This window comes from Hyalangium versicolor (assembly GCF_020103695.1).
GTDB classification, from domain to species: domain Bacteria; phylum Myxococcota; class Myxococcia; order Myxococcales; family Myxococcaceae; genus Hyalangium; species Hyalangium versicolor.
Genome location: NZ_JAHXBF010000013.1, coordinates 168203 through 187211, shown reverse-complemented (window position 1 = coordinate 187211; position 19009 = coordinate 168203). Strand labels below are relative to the sequence as shown.

At 68.8% G+C, this 19009-nt stretch carries 14 protein-coding genes; 9 read left to right on the top strand and 5 right to left on the bottom strand.

Going from position 1 to position 19009, the window contains the following annotated elements; all coding sequences use genetic code 11:
- Positions 1 to 50 precede the first annotated feature (50 nt).
- Positions 51 to 1148 carry a hypothetical protein gene (locus KY501_RS26715; protein ID WP_224366276.1) on the bottom strand — a complete coding sequence of 366 codons (1098 nt, stop codon included), beginning with the start codon at positions 1146 to 1148 and terminating at the stop codon, positions 51 to 53.
- A 248-nt stretch (positions 1149 to 1396) separates the two neighbouring features.
- Between KY501_RS26715 and KY501_RS26710 the strand changes: the two genes are divergently transcribed.
- A complete protein-coding gene (locus tag KY501_RS26710; protein ID WP_224366275.1) occupies positions 1397 to 1657 on the top strand; it encodes a hypothetical protein in 261 nt (86 codons plus the stop codon).
- 70 nt (positions 1658 to 1727) lie between these two features.
- Here KY501_RS26710 and KY501_RS26705 read toward each other — a convergent pair whose 3' ends face one another.
- From KY501_RS26705 to KY501_RS26690, 4 genes are all read right to left on the bottom strand, one after another.
- Positions 1728 to 2828, bottom strand: coding sequence for a citrate synthase (locus KY501_RS26705; protein WP_224366274.1), 1101 nt, complete (start codon positions 2826 to 2828; stop codon positions 1728 to 1730).
- A 105-nt stretch (positions 2829 to 2933) separates the two neighbouring features.
- On the bottom strand, positions 2934 to 6089 hold the full coding sequence (locus tag KY501_RS26700; RefSeq protein ID WP_224366273.1) for an efflux RND transporter permease subunit: 3156 nt from the start codon (positions 6087 to 6089) through the stop codon (positions 2934 to 2936).
- A gap of 9 nt (positions 6090 to 6098) precedes the next feature.
- A complete protein-coding gene (locus KY501_RS26695) occupies positions 6099 to 7253 on the bottom strand; it encodes an efflux RND transporter periplasmic adaptor subunit (RefSeq protein ID WP_224366272.1) in 1155 nt (384 codons plus the stop codon).
- Positions 7241 to 8662: a TolC family protein gene (locus tag KY501_RS26690; protein WP_224366271.1), complete on the bottom strand. Its 1422-nt coding sequence runs from the start codon at positions 8660 to 8662 to the stop codon at positions 7241 to 7243. The genes KY501_RS26695 and KY501_RS26690 overlap by 13 nt, the downstream gene beginning before the upstream one ends.
- 302 nt (positions 8663 to 8964) lie before the next feature.
- On the opposite strand from KY501_RS26690, the gene KY501_RS26685 reads away from it, so the two are divergent.
- From KY501_RS26685 to KY501_RS26650, 8 genes are all read left to right on the top strand, one after another.
- On the top strand, positions 8965 to 9906 hold the full coding sequence (locus KY501_RS26685; RefSeq protein WP_224366270.1) for a M28 family metallopeptidase: 942 nt from the start codon (positions 8965 to 8967) through the stop codon (positions 9904 to 9906).
- Between the two features lie 109 nt (positions 9907 to 10015).
- Positions 10016 to 10432 carry a hypothetical protein gene (locus tag KY501_RS26680; protein ID WP_224366269.1) on the top strand — a complete coding sequence of 139 codons (417 nt, stop codon included), beginning with the start codon at positions 10016 to 10018 and terminating at the stop codon, positions 10430 to 10432.
- Between the two features lie 57 nt (positions 10433 to 10489).
- The gene (locus KY501_RS26675; protein WP_224366268.1) at positions 10490 to 11080 is read left to right on the top strand and encodes an RNA polymerase sigma factor; all 591 of its coding nucleotides are present in this window, start codon (positions 10490 to 10492) and stop codon (positions 11078 to 11080) included.
- Positions 11070 to 11777 carry a hypothetical protein gene (locus KY501_RS26670; RefSeq protein ID WP_224366267.1) on the top strand — a complete coding sequence of 236 codons (708 nt, stop codon included), beginning with the start codon at positions 11070 to 11072 and terminating at the stop codon, positions 11775 to 11777. Before KY501_RS26675 ends, KY501_RS26670 begins: the two co-directional genes overlap by 11 nt.
- Positions 11778 to 11936: 159 nt before the next feature.
- On the top strand, positions 11937 to 12740 hold the full coding sequence (locus tag KY501_RS26665) for an alpha/beta fold hydrolase (RefSeq protein ID WP_224366266.1): 804 nt from the start codon (positions 11937 to 11939) through the stop codon (positions 12738 to 12740).
- Positions 12737 to 15253 carry a hybrid sensor histidine kinase/response regulator gene (locus KY501_RS26660; protein ID WP_224366265.1) on the top strand — a complete coding sequence of 839 codons (2517 nt, stop codon included), beginning with the start codon at positions 12737 to 12739 and terminating at the stop codon, positions 15251 to 15253. The genes KY501_RS26665 and KY501_RS26660 overlap by 4 nt, the downstream gene beginning before the upstream one ends.
- Positions 15254 to 15422: 169 nt before the next feature.
- Complete coding sequence (locus tag KY501_RS26655; protein WP_224366264.1) at positions 15423 to 16991, top strand: OmpA family protein; 1569 nt, start codon at positions 15423 to 15425, stop codon at positions 16989 to 16991.
- A 24-nt stretch (positions 16992 to 17015) separates the two neighbouring features.
- Positions 17016 to 18953 carry an Ig-like domain-containing protein gene (locus KY501_RS26650; RefSeq protein ID WP_224366263.1) on the top strand — a complete coding sequence of 646 codons (1938 nt, stop codon included), beginning with the start codon at positions 17016 to 17018 and terminating at the stop codon, positions 18951 to 18953.
- Positions 18954 to 19009: the final 56 nt, after the last annotated feature.

Below are 19009 nucleotides of genomic sequence, written 5' to 3'. Positions count from 1 at the left end.
GTCCGGGAGCATAGCAAGTCCCGGAATCTCCGTCGCCCGGCGGCCCAGCCTCAGTAAGCCCACGAACCAATGGAGAACGAGTGCGCCACCTTGTGGTTGAGCCACAGCGCCAGCAGCGCCACGGTCCAGCGCAGCCACACCGGCCGCTCCGCGAACCAGTCTCCCACCAGGAACAGCACGGGGAACATCACCGAGCCAAAGCGGAACGCGTTCCCCAGATCCCCCTGGGGCAACATGATCAGGATCGACAGCACGCCATAGAGCCCCAGTGGCCAGTTCCTGCGAATCAGCATCACCGCCCCCGCGAGCCACACCGCGGCGAACAGGTTCCTCAGGCCCAGCCACCACCCGGGCCGATGCCACTCGTTGCCGAACCAGAGCCCTCGCACCGCGCTCCACAGCGAGTCCGCATGGTGCCAGTTCTTCTGCGCATGCATGTGCGCAAGCCAATCCCCCGACACGCGCTCATGGAACAGGAGCAGCCCGGCGAATGATGCGAGCGCCACGCCGCCGACAGCCGCGAACCGCCCCACCCTCCCACTCCAAGCCCCCGGAGTTCGCGCCACCAGGAGCGCCGCCGTGATCGCCACGAGCACACCCTGGTTGCGAGCCCACACGCAGAGCGCCGCGAAGAGTGCCGCCTGCCACACACGCCCGTCCCAGGCGCAAGCCAGCGCCCCCAGGGACAGGAGCAGGAACAACCCCTCCGTGTGGTGCGAGTGCAGCGCGAAGCTGCCCGGGCTGTAGAGGAAAAAGAACCAACCCCACACCGTCCGCGGCTCGAGCGGAGACGAAACCGGCTGCCGAGCACCTCTCCAGGACACCCACGCCGCGAATCCCAGCAGGCACAGCGACGACAACACACACCCGATCGCCGCGGGAGGAATCCCTCCTCCCAGCGCTGCACGGAGGAGCCACACCACGCCCGGGTACAGCGGAAGGAACGCCCGCAAGGCCGGGTCCGCGTACCCATTGAAGATGATCTGCGTATAGAGGTGCGAGTCCCAGCGATTCACGGCCTCGATCAGCGGAAAGCCTCGGTGGAACGCCGTCCATGCCCACAACCCGAAGTGGTGCACCAACATCAGCGCGGTGAGGCCCACCGCCGCCTGCCACCGAGGAGAACCCGAGGAACGCTCCACGCTCATGCGGCCCTGGGATACGAACGGTCGGAGGTCGGCTGGATCTTCACCCGGAGCAGTCTCGGGCCGGGACTCAGCGGACGGCAAGCACCGCGTGCTCGACCCAGCGCTCACGATCGAGCCGACGCGCGACACCGGGCTCTCTCCCCTCTCCCCCGCACGTCCTTCCCCGCACTTCACTCCCAGTGTTTGCTCTGACTGCCACGGGCGGCATCCCGCCGCTCGGGCGTGCGTCTCGAAACGAGAGGGAAACAATGCTGCGGAAGATGACGATGGCTTGGGTGGGCGCGGTGGTGCTGCTGGCAACTCCGGCGCTGGCCAACGACAAGTACCACGTCTACAAGACGTCCAGGGGTGAGTGTGAGATCGACACCCGCGAGCACGCCGCGATGAAGAGCCAGCGCGGAACCGACGACTGTCTGGCTCACTACGACTCCCGCCTCGACGCGGAGAAGAAGCGCAAGGACCAGGTGAAGGCCGGCTCCTGCAAGTGCCCCTCCGGCAACAACTGCTGAGCCACCGCGCCCAGCAGGCGCCGCGAGCCCACCGCCGCCAGCGGATGACGCGGCGGCGGTGAGCGGTGCCTCAGCCCGGCATCGGCCCCACGTAGCGCGAGGCGGGACGGATGAGCTTGCCCGTCTCGCGCTGCTCGGCGATGTGCCCGAGCCACCCGGCGACACGGCCACACGCGAACGCGGGCGAGAACATCGTCCGATCGAGCCCCACCGCGTCCAGCAACACCGCCGTGTAGAACTCCACGTTCGCGCGCAGCGGGCGGTCCGGATAGCGCTGGCGCAACAACTCCTCAGCCGCCCGCTCCACCGCCCGGGCCAGCGCGAGCCGCTCGGTCCGCAGCCCTCCGCGCTCCAGCCGCTCGATGGCTCGCTCCAGCACGGCCGCGCGAGGATCGCGCACGCGGTAGATGCGATGCCCCATGCCCATGATGCGGCGGCCGGCCTTCAGCTCCGCCTCGAGCCACGAGGCAGCCTGCTCCGGCCGGGCGATGGCATCCAGCATGTCCAGCACCGGCCCGGGCGCTCCACCGTGAAGCGGCCCCTTGAGCGCACCGATGGCGCCCACCACCGCTGACACGGCATCCGAGCCCGTGGACGCAATCACCCGCGCCGTGAACGTGGAGGCATTCAGCCCATGGTCCGACACGGTGACCAGGTAGGCGTCCAGCCCCGCGGCCCGCTCGGGCTGGAACTCGCCCGTCACCATGCGCAGCAGATCCGCCGAGTGAGACAGCTTCGGATCCGGCCGTACAGGCGACAACCCACGCCTGCGCCGAGCCCAAGCCCCCGTGAAGACGGCGGCAGCCGCCGTGAGCGACAAAGCCGTCTCCAGCTCACCTCCTGTCTGCACCGGGACATGCGCCACCGAGGAACGGAGCGCGTCCATCCCATCCTCCGCTGAGAGCGCATTCCCCAGGCCCTCCAGCCAACCGAAGGCTCGCACGCGCGCCTCACCCAGGGCCGCCTGGAGCGACGAGGGCAGCGGCGCCTTCGCATAAGGCGCCCACAGCCTCGAGCACACCTCCTCGAAGGAGGAGGAGCCCGCGAGGGACTCCACCTCGCTGCCAGCGATGATGAGCCGGCCCTGCTCGCCATCCACCTCGCTCAGCCGGGTCTCCGCCACCACTACGCCTTCGAGGCCTGCCTGCACTGCCGCCTGCGTCGTGCCCATGTGTTCGACTCCTCCGGAGAGAGGAGTAAAGGCGGGCCCTGGGGCGCGAAACTCGATTCGACAATCGACATGGCCCGCCCACCTGCGCCACCCGGGTAGGACAGCTCACGCCTGCTGCGTCGCCGGTCCCTCGCCCCCTTCGCGGCTGTGCTCCCGGCGCTTGAGCACCTTCGAGCGAGCCGTCTCCACCAGCGCGTACAGCACCGGAATGAAGATGAGGTTGACGAAGGTGGACAGCAGCATGCCGCCGAACACCGCCGTCCCCAGGGACTTGCGAGACGCCGCGCCCGCCCCCGACGCCAGCACCAGCGGCACCACGCCCAGCAGGAACGCGAACGAGGTCATCAGGATGGGCCGCAGACGCGTCTGCCCCGCCTCGATGGCGGCCTCCACCACGCTCTTGCCCTGCTCGCGCAATTGCTCGGCGAACTCCACGATGAGGATGGCGTTCTTGCTGGCCAGGCCCACCAACATCACCAGGCCCACCTGGCAGAACACGTCGTTGGCCAGTCCTCGCAGGTTCTGCAGCCCCAACGCGCCCAGCATGGCCACCGGCACACCCAGCATCACCACGAGTGGCAGCGCGAAGCTCTCGTACTGAGCCGCGAGCACCAGGAACACGAAGACGATGCCCAGGCCGAAGATGATCAACACCTTGCCACCGGCCTCCTTCTGCTCTCGGGAGAGCCCCGTCCACTCGAAGGTGAAGCCACTCGGCAAGCCCTGCCGCGCCACCTGCTCCATGGCGGTGAGCGCATCGCCAGTGCTGGCACCGGGCGCCTGCTGGCCGTTGATCGTCGCCGAGCGGAAGAGGTTGTAGTGCTGGATGCTCGCGGCGCTGGTGACGGGTGTCACATTCACCAGCGAGGCCAGGGGCACCATCTGCCCCTGCTCCGAGCGAGCATAGAAGGAGCTGATGTCCTGTGGCTCGTTGCGGAAGGGCACCGCCGCCTGCACGTAGACGCGGTACACGCGGCTGGCGAAGGTGAAATCATTGACGTACTGGCTGCCCAGGTACACCGAGAGCGTCGAGTACACCGAGTCCAGCGAAACGCCCAGCGCCTCGGCCTTCTCGCGATCCACCTGCACGTCCAGCAGCGGAGTGCTGGCCGTATAGGAGGAGAAAACGCCGCTCAGTCCCGGTGCGCGGTTGGCCCGGCCAATGAGCTGCTGCGTCACCTGCGAGAGCTCCTCCAGCGTGTGGGTGCCCTGCTGATCCTCGAGGACGAATTCGAAACCACCCACACTGCCCACGCCGCGGATCGTCGGCGGCTGGAAGGGCAGCACGCGCGCGCCGCCCACCGACAGCAACTGCCCACGCAGCCTGTCCACCAGCGCACTCACGCCCTGCTCCTCCTTCTTCCGCTCGTCCCATGGCCTCAGGTTGATGAAGAGCGTGCCCGTGTTGGAGCCGGCTCCCAGCAGGGAGAAGCCTCCCACCGTGAAGATGTCAGCCACCTCCGGCTGCTTGCGCAGGACCTCCTCCGTCTGGATCAACACCTGCCGGGTGTAGTCCAGGGACGTGCCCTCCGGGCCCTGCACCGCGACGATGAGGTAGCCCTGGTCCTCCGCGGGGATGAAGCCCGTGGGAGTGGAGCGATAGAGCCACGCCGTGATGCCGAGGCACACGACGAACGCAGCCACGACCACCCATCGCAGCCGCCCCAGCAGCTTGCCCAGCAGCCGCCCATAACCTTTGCGGAAGGAATCCAGCGTGTGGTCCACCCAGCGAGCCGCCCGCCACTTCTCTCCCTCGCGCCCGCGCAGCAGCCGCGCGGACAGAGCCGGAGACAGCGTGAGGGCCACCAGCGCCGACAGGGCGATGGAGAAGGCGAGCGTCAGCGCGAACTGCTGGTAGATGGCACCCGTGGTGCCTGGGAAGAATGACACCGGGACGAACACCGCGGACAGCACCAGCGCCACGGCCACCACCACGCCGGCCACCTGCTTCATGCCGCGGTGGGTGGCCTCGCGCGGGCTCACCTTGTCCTTCTCCATGATGCGCTCGACGTTCTCGATGACGACGATGGCGTCATCCACCACCAGACCCGTGGCCAACGTCAGGCCGAACAGCGTCAGCGTGTTGATCGAGAACCCGAACAGCTTGACGAAGGCGAAGGTACCCACCAGGGACACTGGCAGCGTCGTCGCCACCACCAGCACGCTGCGCCAGCCGTGCAGGAAGACGAAGACGACGAGCACCACCAGCAGGATGGCCTCGCCCAGCGTGGTCAACACTTCCTCGATGGAGGCTGACACCGCGCTCGTCGTATCGAAGGCGGACTGATAGGTGAGCCCTGGCGGGAAATTGCCCTTGAGCCGCTCCAGCTCCTTCACCACGCCGTCGCGCACATCCAGCGCATTGGATCCCGGGAGCTGGAAGATGCCCAGACCTACCGCCTCGCGTCCATTGAAGCGCAGCAACTGCGCATAGTTCTCCGCGCCCAGCTCCGCGCGCCCTACGTCCCGCAGCCGGACCAGCGAGCCATCCTCCCCGCGCTGCACGACGATGTCGTTGAACTCCTCGGCCGTGGTGAGCTGCCCGAGCGCGCGCACGGTGAACTGGTACGTCTGTCCCTGTGGAGCCGGCTGCTGCCCCACCTGCCCCGCGCCCACCTGCAGGTTCTGCGCGCGCAGCGCATTCACCACGTCCGCGGGAGTGAGGCTTCGGCTCGCCAGCTGCGTGGGATCCAGCCACAGCCGCATGGCGAAGCGCCGCTCGCCGAAGATGCGCACATCGCCCACGCCCTTCACGCGCAGCAGCGCGTCTCGGATGTAGACGTCCGCGTAGTTGCTGATGAAGCCCCGGTCGTAGTGGTTCTGCGTGTCGTACAAGCCGAAGGACATCAGCAACTGCGACTGCGTCTTGTTGACGGTGATGCCCAGCGCGTTGACCGCGGCGGGCAGGCGCGCGGAGGTGGTGGCCACGCGGTTCTGCACATCCACCGCGCCGATGTCCACGCTGTAGCCCGGCTCGAAGCTGACGGTGATGCTGCTGGAACCCTCGTTGGTGCTGGTCGAGGTGATGTAGCGCATGCCCTTCAAGCCATTGAGGGCGCGCTCCAGCACCGTGGTCACGGCGCTCTCCACCACCTCGGCGGAGGCCCCCAGATACGTGGAGGTCACCGTCACCTGCGGCAGAGAGAGATCCGGATACTGCTCCACCGCGAGCGTGGGAATGGAGATGGCGCCCACCAGCGTGATGAGGATGGACACCACGGCGGCGAAGATGGGGCGGCGGATGAAGAAGTCAGTGAACATGCGCGCCCCTCACTGGCCTGCGTCCGAGGCTCCGCCCATGCCCGTTGCCTGGGAGCCCTTGGGTGTGGCGGGTTTGGGCTGCACCGGCTGTCCATCCCGGAGCAGTTGCACCCCGCTCACCGCCACCTGGGTGCCCGCATCGAGACCGCCCGTCAGCTCGTAGGAGTTGCCCTCGATCTGCCCCAGCGTCACGGGTTGGCGCTGCACCACCGTGCCGCCATCCCCAGGGACTACCGTGAAGGCGAAGGCCTGGCTCCCCAGCCGAGATACCGCATAGGTAGGCAGCAGCAGCGCCTGCCGTGTCTGGTACACCACCCGCGCGCGCACCAGCTGGCCCGCGCGCAGCCCCACGGTGTTCTCGAAGGCGGCCTTCACCTCCACCAACTGGGTGTTGCCTGTAGGAGTGGGAGCCACGAAGAAGATGGGGGCGCTCACGGTGGGCTCGCCCTCCGTGTTCAACAGCTCCACCTCCGTCCGGCCGAGCTCTATCTTCGCTGCGCTCTCCACCGGGATCTGGACGGACGCCTCGAGCGCCCGGCTCTGATCCACGCTGGTCACCGCCGTCTCTGGGGTGACGTAGTCGCCCACTTTCACGGGGATGTCTCCCACGACTCCCGCGAAGGGCGCGCTCACCTCGTAATAGCCGAGCTGGACCTGCTGGGACTGAATCTGTGCCTCGGCGGCTCGGGCGCTGGCCTCGGCCGACGTGGCCTGTGCCACGGCCTGGTCATAGTCCTGACGGCTCATCAGCCCCTCCTTGAGGAGCTGGGCGGCGCGCTCCCGCGTGCTCCGGGCAAACTCGCGATTGGCCACGGCCGAGGCGCGCTGAGCTTCCGCCGCGCGCAGATCGGCCCGCTCGCGCCGGGGATCCACCACCAGCAGGACCTGGCCCTGCTTCACCTGCTCGCCCGGCTTCACGCGAATGGACTGGATGGAGCCCGCAACCTGAGGCCGCAGCGACACGCTGCTCCGGGAGATGAGCTGGCCCAGGTACTCCTGGGTGTCGCGTACCTCGCCGGGCTTCAGCGCGATCACCTCCACGGGGAGGGCCTGGCCCGCGCCCTGGGCCGCCCCTTGCTGAGGCCCGTCCGCGGCCTTCTTGTCCCCGCACCCTGCCAGGAACAGAACCGCCAACCCCACTCCGCCCACTCTCACCAGTCGCATGCTGCCTCCGTGAGGAATGCCGTCACCTGTGTGTCCTGGAACTGGAACTCGCGCAGCACCAACTGGAGCTCCGCCTGCCGCAGCGCGCCCGCCGACTGCACCAGCTCGAGGCTCGTCCCCGTCCCCACCTCGAAGCTGCGCCGCGTGAGCCGATCACTCTCTTCGGCCAGAGCCCTCGCACGGGCGGCGATGTCCCGCGTCGCCTGGGCCACCGTCACGGCGCGCCGGGACTGGTTCACCTCCACTTCGACCGAGCGCTCCAGAGCCACTACGTTCTGTCGTGCCACCTCCGCCTGGGCCCGTGCCACTCGCAACCGACCCTCGCGCACACCGCCGTCCCAGAACGGCAGCACGAGCGCTGCACCGATGTTCCAGGTGGGTACTTCCGCGAAGCCAGGATCCACCGTGATGGCTGCCGTGGTGCTCTGCAGTGCCAACGTCGGGGCGTAGGCGCCCTTCACCTCGGTCACTCCCCGCTCGGCCACGGTGAGCCGGGCACGCGCCGCGGCGAGATCCGCCCGCCTGTCGAGCGACTCGAGCTGATGACAGTCCTGCCGGGCTTGGGTGAGCAGCGCCACCAGCGTGGTGCCCTGCGCCAGCCCCACGCCCCCTTGCACTCCCAGCGCGAGCCCCAGCGCCTCACGGGATTGCCTCAGCGACTCGTCGCCTGACACCACCGCATCCCGGGCGGTCTCCGCGTCCTGCTGCACGCGCACCACATCCAACTGCGTGCCCGCGCCCAGTTCCAACCGGCGCTGAGCCAGGGCCAACCGCTCCAATGCGGTGCGGAGGTTGACGCGGTTGACCTCAGCCAACCGCTCCGAGGCCACCACGGAGACGATGGCACTGGCGAGCCGGCTCGTGAGTTGCCGCCGTGTCTCCGCGAGGGACAGGGTGGCCGCGCGTTGCGACTCGCGCGCCGAGCCCAGCGCGGTGTATGCGCTCAGGTCCACCACCGGCACCGAGGCGGTCAGCAGGCCGACCCCGAGCGGCGAGGTGGGCGTCCGGTCCCCCCCGCTCGTGCCACCTCCCACGCCACTGCTCGTCCCTCCACCGATGTAGCTCGTGGAATCGGGGTTGAGCACGTTGTACTGAACAGAAGCCGTGCCCTGAAGGGTCGGGAGCAGCGCGGCGAGCGAGATGCGCCACTGTCCCGCAGCGGACTCCACCTGAGCCAGCGCCACCTGGAGATCCGTGGAGCGCTGGCGCAGCAGCCCGAGCGCCTCTCCCCACGATTTCAGCTCGAGCGGTGCGGGAGGCACAGGAGTGAGCAACGGATCCGAAACCTGTGGCTGAGCAGGTGTGGCGGATGCAGGAGCCTGCACGGGCGTCTGTTCCGCCTGGGCCGTCAGAGCGGCGGGCAACAGTCGAAAGGGCAACAGCAGGGCTGCGATCAGCAGGGCGTTCATAGGGGTACGCCCAGAGGTAGGAAGGGGGCCCGATACCGGCCACACCCAGCAGGACGATCCTCTTGCTGGCCAACAAACGCTGAAAGCGGATGCTCACCAGGAGATGGATGGATGAGCGAAGAGCCCCTCACCCGTCGTCAGGCACCTGCTACGTTGACGCATGAGGTGCGCTCCTGCCCCTCGCGAGCGCTAACGCTCCCTTCCCTGCCATGCCCCTGAGAACCTTCATCGAGAGTCTCTGTTCGAGCCAGTGTGCCGGTCGTGCCCCGGGGAGTGCGGGAGGCCGAGCCGCCCGCGCACTCGTGGCCGAAGCATTCCGAGAGGTGGGGCTCGAGCCCACGGAGCAGCCGGTTCCGGGCTGTGGGGGAGCGAACATCCTCGCGCCGCTCCGAGGAGCGCAGGACCGGTGGGTGCTCGTCGCGGCGCACTATGATCATCTGGGCCGGGAGGGCAGCCACACGTACCACGGCGCGGACGACAACGCGGCGGCGGTCGCGATCATGGTGGAGGTCGCCCGAGCACTGCGGCGTGATCCGCCGAAGGGGCGAGGCGTGCTCTTCGCGGCGTTCGACGGCGAAGAGCCGCCATATTTCCTCTCGGAGGGGATGGGCTCAGAGCACTTCGCGCTCCACCCCACGGTGCCACTGAACACCATCGATCTGATGGTGTGCATGGATCTGGTGGGCCACGCGATCGGACCGGAGGGCGCACCGGAGGAGGTCCGCCAGTCGGTATTCGCCTTGGGGGCGGAGCGGAGCGAGGGAACGGCGGCGCTGGTAGAGCGTCTGGCGCGGGTGGAGCCGGGAGTCATCCTCCGGCGGTTCGACGCGGAGACGGTGCCACCGCTCTCGGACTACTGGGGCTTCTGGCGCCGGAACGTGCCGTTCCTGTTCCTGACGAACGGGCGCTGGCGCTACTACCACACGCCGGAGGACACACCGGACAAGCTCGACTACGCCAAGATCGAGGCCACGGCGCGCTGGCTGGAGCGGCTCGTCCGCGAGGCATGCGCTCGTCCGGAGCCGAAGGTCCGCTTCCTGTCAGGGGTGCGCGACGATGCATCGACGCTGCGCTCGCTGATGGATCTGCTGGCGAACCTCGAGTCCCTGTCGCCAATGGCGGCATTGGGGCGCGCCTCCGCCGAGCAGCTACTGGCTCGGTGTGACGCCTCGGGCCGGCTCGCGGATGCGGAGCGGGCACAATTCCTGATGCTCGTGGGCCAGCTCGAACGTGGGCTCGCCTGAGCCTCTGCTCACGGACATCCCTGTTCATTCACGCCGTCTCGATTGACCGTCACACTTTCGCACGCAGGCCGTACCTCCTGTCGGCACTCAACGCCAACGGAGGCGCACCATGCGCGCGAACATGTGGAGCCGTATCCTCGTCGTCCTCAGCCTCTTCTCTCTCACCACCCAGGCCTCGCCCCCGGCCACCCCTGAGCCGGGCACCCGCGTGATCGTCAAGCTCGCCGAATCCAGCGGCCAGCTCCCGGATCCGGAGACGCTCGTCGCGTCGATCACCTCCGTCGGAGGCCAGCACCAGATCCAGGTGAAGCACCACCTGACCCCCGGCCAGCAGGAGCTCACCCTGGACCTCTGGGGCGGCACCGTTCCCCAGGACAGCATCCCCCAGACCCTCCGCGAGGCCTTCCCCGTCCTGGCCTCGGCCGACATCCAGGTCAGCACGCTCGACCCCAGGGACCGCCCGAAGTCCGAGGGGTTGGAGGACGGAAAGGTCGTCAAGAAGGTGAAGATCATCAAGAAGCAGTAGCCCAGCTGTCACGAAATCGGGCCTGGGCCGTATCGTGGGCCGGAGAACCCCTGGCCCATGCCCCAACTCCCCCGGCTCCTTCGAGACGCGTGGCTGTCCCGGCTGCTCCTGCGGAGCCAGCGCGGCGATCGCGACGCCTTCCGGGAGCTGTACCGGGCCCTGTACGAGCCCGTCTCGCGCTACCTCCGCCGACGCGTGTCCCACCCGGCGGAGGCCGAGGATCTCGTGGGCCAGGTCTTCCTCCGCCTGCTCGAGTCGCTCGACCGCGTCGATCCACGCAAGGGCACGGTGTTCGCGTACGCGCTGTCCATGGCGCGCAATGCCCTGGTGGACGACGCGCGCAGGCGCACCGGCAGGGTGCCGGAAGAGGCCGCTGCGGCCGTACCCGATTCGGAGCTGGGGCCGCTCGATCGCCTGGTGGGCGACGAGGACGCCGCCAGGGTCCGATCCGAGTTGGCGAGGTTGCCCGCCGAGACGCAGGAATTGCTGATGCTCCGCTTCGGAGATGGCCTGCGCTTCAGCGAGATCGCCCAGATGCTGGGACTGAACGAGGCCGCGGTCCGGCAGCGCACCTCCAGGGCTGTGCGAGAGCTGCGAGCGCGGTGGGATGCTGGACTGGCGGGAGGAGCGCTGGCCAATGACGGATGAAGAGCTTTCCCGAGCGCTGCGAGGCCACGAGCCCCCAGCGGACCCGGAACACCAGACCCGCCTCGAGCAGGAGCTGCTCGCGGCCTATGACGCGCGCAGGCTCAGCCGAGCCCGGCCGGGGCGCGCGCCCTGGCTGCGATACGCCACCGCGGCCTGCTTCCTGGCGTGCCTGATCACGGCCACCCAGGTGACAGCCGAGTACAAGCTCGAGGTGGGCAAGCGCATCCAACTGGTGCTGCCAACGGGCCGCGAGCCCGCCCCGGACCTGAACACCCAGATCGCGCAAGCCTTTGTCTCCGAGGGTAGCCATCTGGTGGATGTCCAGGCCATGCTTCGCCGTATGCCCGAAGGTCCAGCCATGCTGGTGGTGGACGTCTGGGGCGATCAGCTCCTCCCGGAGCGCGAGGGGCTCGAACGACTGCGCGCCCTGCCCGAACTCGCCGGTCTCTCCCCCGAAGTGACGAGCCTCCAGGGACGCGTGCGCCACAACCTGCTCGGAGCGCTGCGCCACTCCCTGTTCCGCGCGGGAGCCACGCCCGACGAGCGCGAGCAGGCCCGGCAGCGCCTCATCCAGGAACTCCAGCGCCAGGAGGGCGAAGGAGCGCTCATCGACGTGGATGTCACCGAGGATCCGGAGCACCCGAGGATGCGCGTCCGGATCCGCAAGCCCCCGCCGGGGCCCTCCCCATCCCCGTAGGCGCGTCCGCAGCTCTGTCCGAGTTTGACCGAAATACACGCACAACTTGACACCCGGCGGAAATTCTCACTCTCCGAGTGAGGACTTGCATCCTCTGGATTGGATTCCGAGGGCCATGGACTGGCATGATAGGACTCACGCAGTTGGGGGGTCCCATCCATGTCCAAGGCAGTCCTCCATCGCAATAACGTGCACGTCCTCGGCCAGGGCCAGGACGTACTCGTGTTTGCGCATGGGTTTGGCACGGATCAAACCGCCTGGCGGCACCAGGTGCGTGCCTTCCAGGACACCCACCGCATCATCCTGTTCGATCATGTGGGCGCGGGCGGCTCCGACATCAACGCCTACAGCACCCACCGCTACTCCACCATGGAGAGCTACGCGGCGGACATGCTCGAGGTGTTCGACGCCGTCAACGCCCGCGACATCTTCTACGTGGGCCACTCCATGAGCTGCATGGTGGGGCTGCTCGCATGGCTGAGCCGCCCCACCCTGTTCCGGAGCATGGTCTTCATCGGTGCCTCCCCGTGCTACTTCAACAGCCCGGGTTACACCGGAGGCTTCGAGCGCAAGGACCTCGACGCGGTCTATGAGGCGATGGAGCAGCACTACGAGGCCTGGGTCAGTGGCTTCGCGCGGCTCGTCGCGGGCCCCTCCGCCCTGCCGGAGGTCGCCGAGACGTTCGCCCAAGGGCTCTTCGCGCTCCGCCCGGACATCGCCATCGCCATGGCGCGCCTCGCCTTCGAGACCGACCTGCGCGCCCAGGTCCCCAAGCTCAAGCTGCCCACCTGGGTGCTCCAGCCCCAGCAGGACTTCGCTGTCCCCGTCGCGGTGGGACACTACCTGGTGGAGCATCTGCCCCAGGGCCACCTCAAGCTCGTGCCAAACCAGGGGCACCTCCCTCACCTGAGCGCTCCGGGCGAAATCAACGCCCACATCGCCGCTGCCCTGAAAGCCGCATGAGCCGCAGGCCCCCCCACCCCTCCCTCGTGGAAGAGAGCCCGGCGCCTCCACTTCGCAGCCTGTCCGCGAGTGACGTAGTGGCTGCGGCCGTCGCGGCCCTCATGCCACGCGATGGAGGCCATTTCGAGCGGCTCCTCGAAGTGGCGCGCGACGCCTGCGGCGCCGACATGGCCCTGGCCTTGCGCCGCATCGATGCCGTCACCGTCTTCGAGCTCGCGAGCACGCCCCACCCTCGCCTCCCCCCTCTGGAGGAAACGCTCTTCCGCGGCATGCTGGGGAGCACCGGGTGTCACTTCTTCGAGCCCGGACAGGACGCCGAGCACCTGCCCGCCGCCTTCCAGGGTGCCACGGCCGTGGTGCCGTGGGCGTCGATCGAGGAACGGCAGGGAGCCATTCTCTTCGTTCGCGCGGACAACCGCTCCTTCTCGCCTCCGGAGCGCGCCATCCTCCACGCTCTGGCGGGGCTGCTGGTCACCACCGTCCGCGAGTGCGACCTGGAGCGCGCGACGGCGACGCTGCGCGTGCGGGTGGATGCCATCACCCACGCCCTGCCCTGTGCGCTCGTCTTCCTGGACCAGAACCACGCCGAGGCGTGGGTGAATGGGCCGGGCGCGGAGCTGCTGGGCCTCTCCGAGGGACAGGTGCCGCCCCATCAGGTGGCCCTCGCCATGGCCGCGCTCCGGGAACACACGCTGAACCGCGAGGAGATCGACGCGCAGTTGTCGCGCCTGTTCCGAGGCGGCTCGAACGAGATCCGGGACATCCTCTGGCGCTTCCAGAACCCTGACCGGGTCCTCTCCGTCTCGTGCGTGCGCGCGTACGTGGGGCCAGCGCGGGGCAGGCTCTGGGTGTTCCTGGACGTCACCGAGTCTCAGCACACGCTCGCCTCGCTGGAGGAGAAGAACCTGGCGCTCGACGCGGCCCGCCGTGAGGCGGACGCGGCCAACGCGGCCAAGTCCCTGTTCCTGGCCAACATGAGCCACGAGATCCGCACGCCCATGAATGGCGTGCTCGGCGTGGCCCGGCTCCTGAAGGAGACCCCCCTCACGGAGCAGCAGCGGGAGTATGCGGAGCTGATCCACACCAGCGGCGATGCGCTCCTGACGATCATCAACGACATCCTCGACTTCTCGAAGATCGAAGCGGGGGCCTTGGAGCTTGAGCACCACCCGTTCTCACCGCGCCAGCTCCTGGACGAATGCCGCAGCCTGCTGTCGCTCCAGGCCTCGGCGAAGGGGCTGTACCTCCGGCACGAGGTGGATCCCCAGGCCCCCGTCTCTCTGTTGGGGGATCGGGCGCGGCTGCGGCAGATCCTCGTCAACCTGCTGGGCAACGCCATCAAGTTCACCCGCACGGGGGGAGTCCGCCTCCACGTCTCGTGCGAGCAGGAGCCGGCCGGTGAACCGCCGCCCGCGGTGCGCCTGCGCTTCACCGTGCAGGACACGGGCATCGGCATCCCCGCCGATCGGATGGATCGGCTCTTCCGCTCGTTCAGCCAGGTGGACGCCTCCACGAGCCGCCACTACGGCGGCACGGGCCTGGGGCTCGCCATCAGCCAGAAGCTGGCCGGGTTGATGGGCGGCTCCATCGAAGTGGAGAGCACCGAGGGCCAGGGCTCCACCTTCACCCTCCGCCTCTCGCTCCATCGGGCCCTGGAGCCCGCGGGCAAGCCTCACCATGAGCTGGATCCCACCCTGGGCACGCGCAACCCGCTGCGCATCCTCCTGGTGGAGGACAACCCCATCAACCAGAAGGTCTCCGTGCACCTGTTCCAGCGCCTCGGCTACCAGGTCCAGGTGGTGGGCAACGGGCGCGAGGCGCTCTCGGTCTTGGAGTCCACCCCGTACGACGTCGTCTTCATGGATCTCCACATGCCCCACATGGATGGGCTGAAGACGACGGAGATGGTGCGTGCCAACGAGCCCCAATACGGGCGGCCGCGCATCGTCGCGATGACGGCGAGCGCCATGCGCGGCGACCGCGAGCGCTGCATGCGCGCGGGCATGAATGACTATGTGACGAAGCCCGTGGAGATGGCGACGCTCGCCACGGCGTTGGAGCGGGCCTATGCCATCAAGGTGGGCGAGCACTCCACTCAGCCGTCCGAGCCGCTCCCGCAGGCCGAGGAGCCAGTCCCCGAGGAGCCCTCCAGCTCCGTGTTCGATCCGGAGGCCGTCGGGAAGCTGATGAGCCTGGTCAATGGAGACCGGGACGAACTCGCCTCGCTGACCCGGTCCTTCCTGAGCAACGCCCAGCGCCACCTGAAGGGGATGCGTGAAGCGCTCTCGGAGAGGCAGGCGGAGACGTTGGCGGAACATGCGCACAGCCTTCGTTCCAGCTCGGCACTCTTCGGTGCCACGGGCCTGTCCCGCCTGTGCGCGGAGTTGGAGAGGATCGCTCCCGAAGGGCTGTCGGAGCCCCTGAAACAAGGGGTGGAGCTGGCCGAAAGGGCATACACCGAAGCCCGGCAGGCGCTCGAGAACGTCGTCCCCGAGTGCCGCGGTCCCCGGTAGCTCCGAACAAACAGGAGCTGCGCTGCATCACACCGCATGCGTCGCGGAACGCGACGAGGGCGAAGCCTCCTCGCGCGCCGCCTCAGCAGGAAAGCCTCGTGCGGCAGGCCTTTGCGCCTCGGCATCCTGATTGCTTTGGGAGGGATTCGGACTCCGTCCCGAGGTCGTCATGCCCAATTCATCTCGAAAACTGTCTGTCGTGTCCGTGTGCCTCTTTGTTTCGGCCGCCGGCCCTGCGCTGGCGGATACACCGCTGCAGCGGTTCGATCTGGAGCGCATGTCCATCCAGCCCACCGCGGAGGCTTCGCTGGCGACGCCCGCCGGCCGCCTTCTGGAGGCTGGCACCTTCCAGTTGGCGTTCCTGGGGCATTACGAGCGAGCCCCGCTCACCCTGCGCCAGGATGGGGAGCAGGTGGGAGAGATCGTCCGAGACCGGCTCTCCTTCGAGCTCTCCGGCGCCTATGCGCTGAAGAACGTGGAGTTGGGGTTCATCCTCCCGCTGGTCGCCCACCAGCAGGGGGACTCCCTCGACTCCTTCGGCATGACCCGCCCCTCCGCCCAAGCCGTGGGGACGCCCCGGCTCCAGGCCCGCGTGGGGTTCCTGGACGAGCGAAGAGGAGCACCCCTGGCCCTCTCCGCCGGCATCGAAGTGGGAGTGCCGGTGGGAGGAGACAGCGCGTTCCAGCGGGATGAGACGTGGACGGGCGAGGTGCGCCTGTCCGCGGGCAAGCAGGTGGGCCCCCTGCTCTTCGCGACCCAGGCTGGCCTGCGGCTGCGCCAGGCCACGACGGTGGGAAGCTCCGTCGTCGGCACCGAGGTGCCTTGTCTGGCCGCCGTCGCCACCACGGGGCAGGGATTGCGCGCGGAGCTCAGCGTCCACTCCGCCATCCCGCTCACCCACGCTTCGGCTCCTCTCCAGGTGCTGGGCGGCGTGCGCTATCCCGTGGCCAGCCGTTTCGAGCTCTTCGCGGCCGGTGGGCCTGGGTTCGGCTCGGCCCCGGGGATCCCCACCTACCGGGTGATGACGGGGGTGGCCCTTCGCGCCTTCTCCCCGATGCGCCACGAGGCCCCCGCCCCGGTGATGCCTCTGGCCATGGCCGCGCCCATGGCCCTCCCCACCCCGCCCCAGGCAGCGCCCGCCGAGCCACCTGCCCTGGTCATGCCCGAGCCCCTGCGCGAACAGGTTGTCGCCACGGCACCGCCCGCGCCGCCCGCACCGCCCGCGCCGCCCGTGAAGGACACGGACTCCGACTCGGTGGCGGACGCCGTGGACAACTGCCCACGCCAGGCAGGGCCTGCCTCCAACCAGGGGTGCCCCGCGAGCATCCCCCAGTTCGTCATCATCACGCCGCAGCAGTTGGAGATCCGCCAGAAGGTCTTCTTCGCCACGGGCCGGTCGCGCATCCTCCCGCGCTCCTCTGCGCTGCTCACCCAGGTGGCGAACGTGCTCATCAACCACCCGGAGCTCAACCGCGTGCTCATCGAGGGCCACACGGACTCGGTGGGGAAGGTTCGCACCAACCGCGCGCTCTCGTTGGCCCGCGCCGAGGCCGTGCGCCAGGCGCTCATCCAGCGCGGCGTGGAGCCCACGCGGCTGATGGCCGTGGGCCGTGGGCCCGAGGTGCCCGTGGCCTCCAACAGCACCTCCAACGGCCGTGAGCAGAACCGCCGTGTCGAGTTCCACCTCGTCACCCAGTCGAGCCCGATGGTCTCCCAGTTGTCCCCCTCCGAGCGCTGACCCACCCCTCAAGGATCCACTGCCATGACCCATTTCCTGTCACGAGCCCTCGTGGCTGCTGGGGTGCTGTTCACCCTCACTGCCTTCGCAACCCCCGCTGACTCCTCTGAGAAAGCCCCCTCCCCGAACGCCCTGCTGCCACTGCCTCCCGTCGTCCTGACACCGGTGGTGGGCTCGATCCTCTCCACGCCGCTGCCGCTGCTGTCCGGCACCGCCACACCCAACCTCACGGTCCATCTCACCATCGATGGGCACGACATCGCCGCCCTTCAGGTCAACGTCCTGGGGCTCTGGAGCCAGGTCCTGCTGCCCACCCAGTCGCTGACGGACGGTACCCATCAGTTGCGCGCCTGGACGCAAGACGCCCTGGGGAACATCAGCGCGGAGGTGATCGTCAACTTCCAGGTGCTGTCCCTGGCTCCGGAGACGTTCTTCCTCAGCGGCCCCTCGCCACTCACCAACAAGCAGGAGGCTGACTTCCTCTTTGCCTCCAGCGTCATTCCCTCCACCTTCGAGTGCTCGCTCGACGGGGCCAGCTTCTCCTCGTGCAGCCCTCCCGTTCAGCTGACCGGCGTCTCGGAGGGTGCGCACCACATGGATGTGCGCGCACGCAACATCCTGGACACCGTGGACACCACCCCTGCGTCTTATTCCTGGACCGTGGACCTCACACCGCCGCAGACGACGCTCACCACGGCTCCGGCTTCCATCTCTCCCCTGCGGACCGCCGTGTTCGAGTTCGGCTCCTCCGAGCCGAATGCCACCTTCACCTGCAGCCTGGACGGCCAGCTCGACCTTCCCTGCCTCTCCCCCTTGGTGATCCCCTCTCTGCTGGACGGCGTCCACTCGCTCTCCGTGCGCAGCAGGGACATGGCGGGCAACTGGGATGCGAGCCCCGCCGGGGCCCAGTGGACGGTCGACACGCAGCCGCCGGCCGGGCCTGTCATCTCCCTCTCGGCCAGCGTGGTGCTGGAGACGAGCCCCGATTTCGTCTCGGGCTGGGCCGAGCCGGGAGCCACCGTTCAGTTGCTGGTGGACGGGGTGCTGGCGGGCATCACCACGGCCGAGGGCTCGGGTGCGTGGAAAGTGCCTCTGACGGGGACGCTGGCCACAGGCCTGCACCTGGTGGCCGCCACCGCCATCGACCTGGCGGGCAACATCAGCGTGGCGGTCTCCGTGGGCATCACCGTGGACACGACGGGGGCGGACACCAGCATCACCTCGGGCCCGCCGGCATACAGCCCGACCCGGAGCGCGACCTTCATTCTCAAGTCCGAGCGCGTGGGCGCTACCTTCGAGTGCAAGATGGAGGGAACCGCGTTCACCACGTGCCCCAACCCGATGGTCCTCCAGGATCTGGGGGACGGTGAGCACCGCCTGCAGGCCCGAGCCGTGGCTCCTACGGGGCTGAAGGATCCGACTCCCGCCGAGTACCGCTGGACGGTGGACACGGTGGCTCCGCATACGACGCTCAGCGGCGGGCCCTCCGCGCAGACCGAGGCGACGGAGGCGGCCTTCACGCTCGCCTCGAACGAGGAGCAGGTGACCTTCGAGTGCAGCCTGGACGGCGAGGGTTTCCATGCATGCTCCAGCCCCGCGGCCGTCACCGAGCTCGCCCCGGGTGCGCATGTGTTCCGCGCCCGGAGCCAGGACGCAGCGGGCAACGTGGACCCCGCCCCGGCGGAGACTTCCTGGACGGTGACGCAGGCTTCGGGTGGAGGTACGGGCGGCGGCACGGGTGGCGGCACGGGTGGTGGCACGGGCGGCGGCACAGGCGGCGGCACGGGTGGCGGCACGGGCGGTGGTACGGGCGGCGGCACCGATACTCCAGATCAGCCCGGAAGGCTCCCGGTGCAGGACATCAACGGCGGTGGCGTGGGTTGCACCAGCGCCCCTGGCTCCTCCAGCGCATTCCTCCTGCTGATGCTGGGTTGGATCATCCGGCGGCGCGCTCGCCAGTAGCTCCCCGGGCCCGGAGAAGAGCTTCTCCGGGCCCGCGAAGTCTTCCGGGCGGCGCC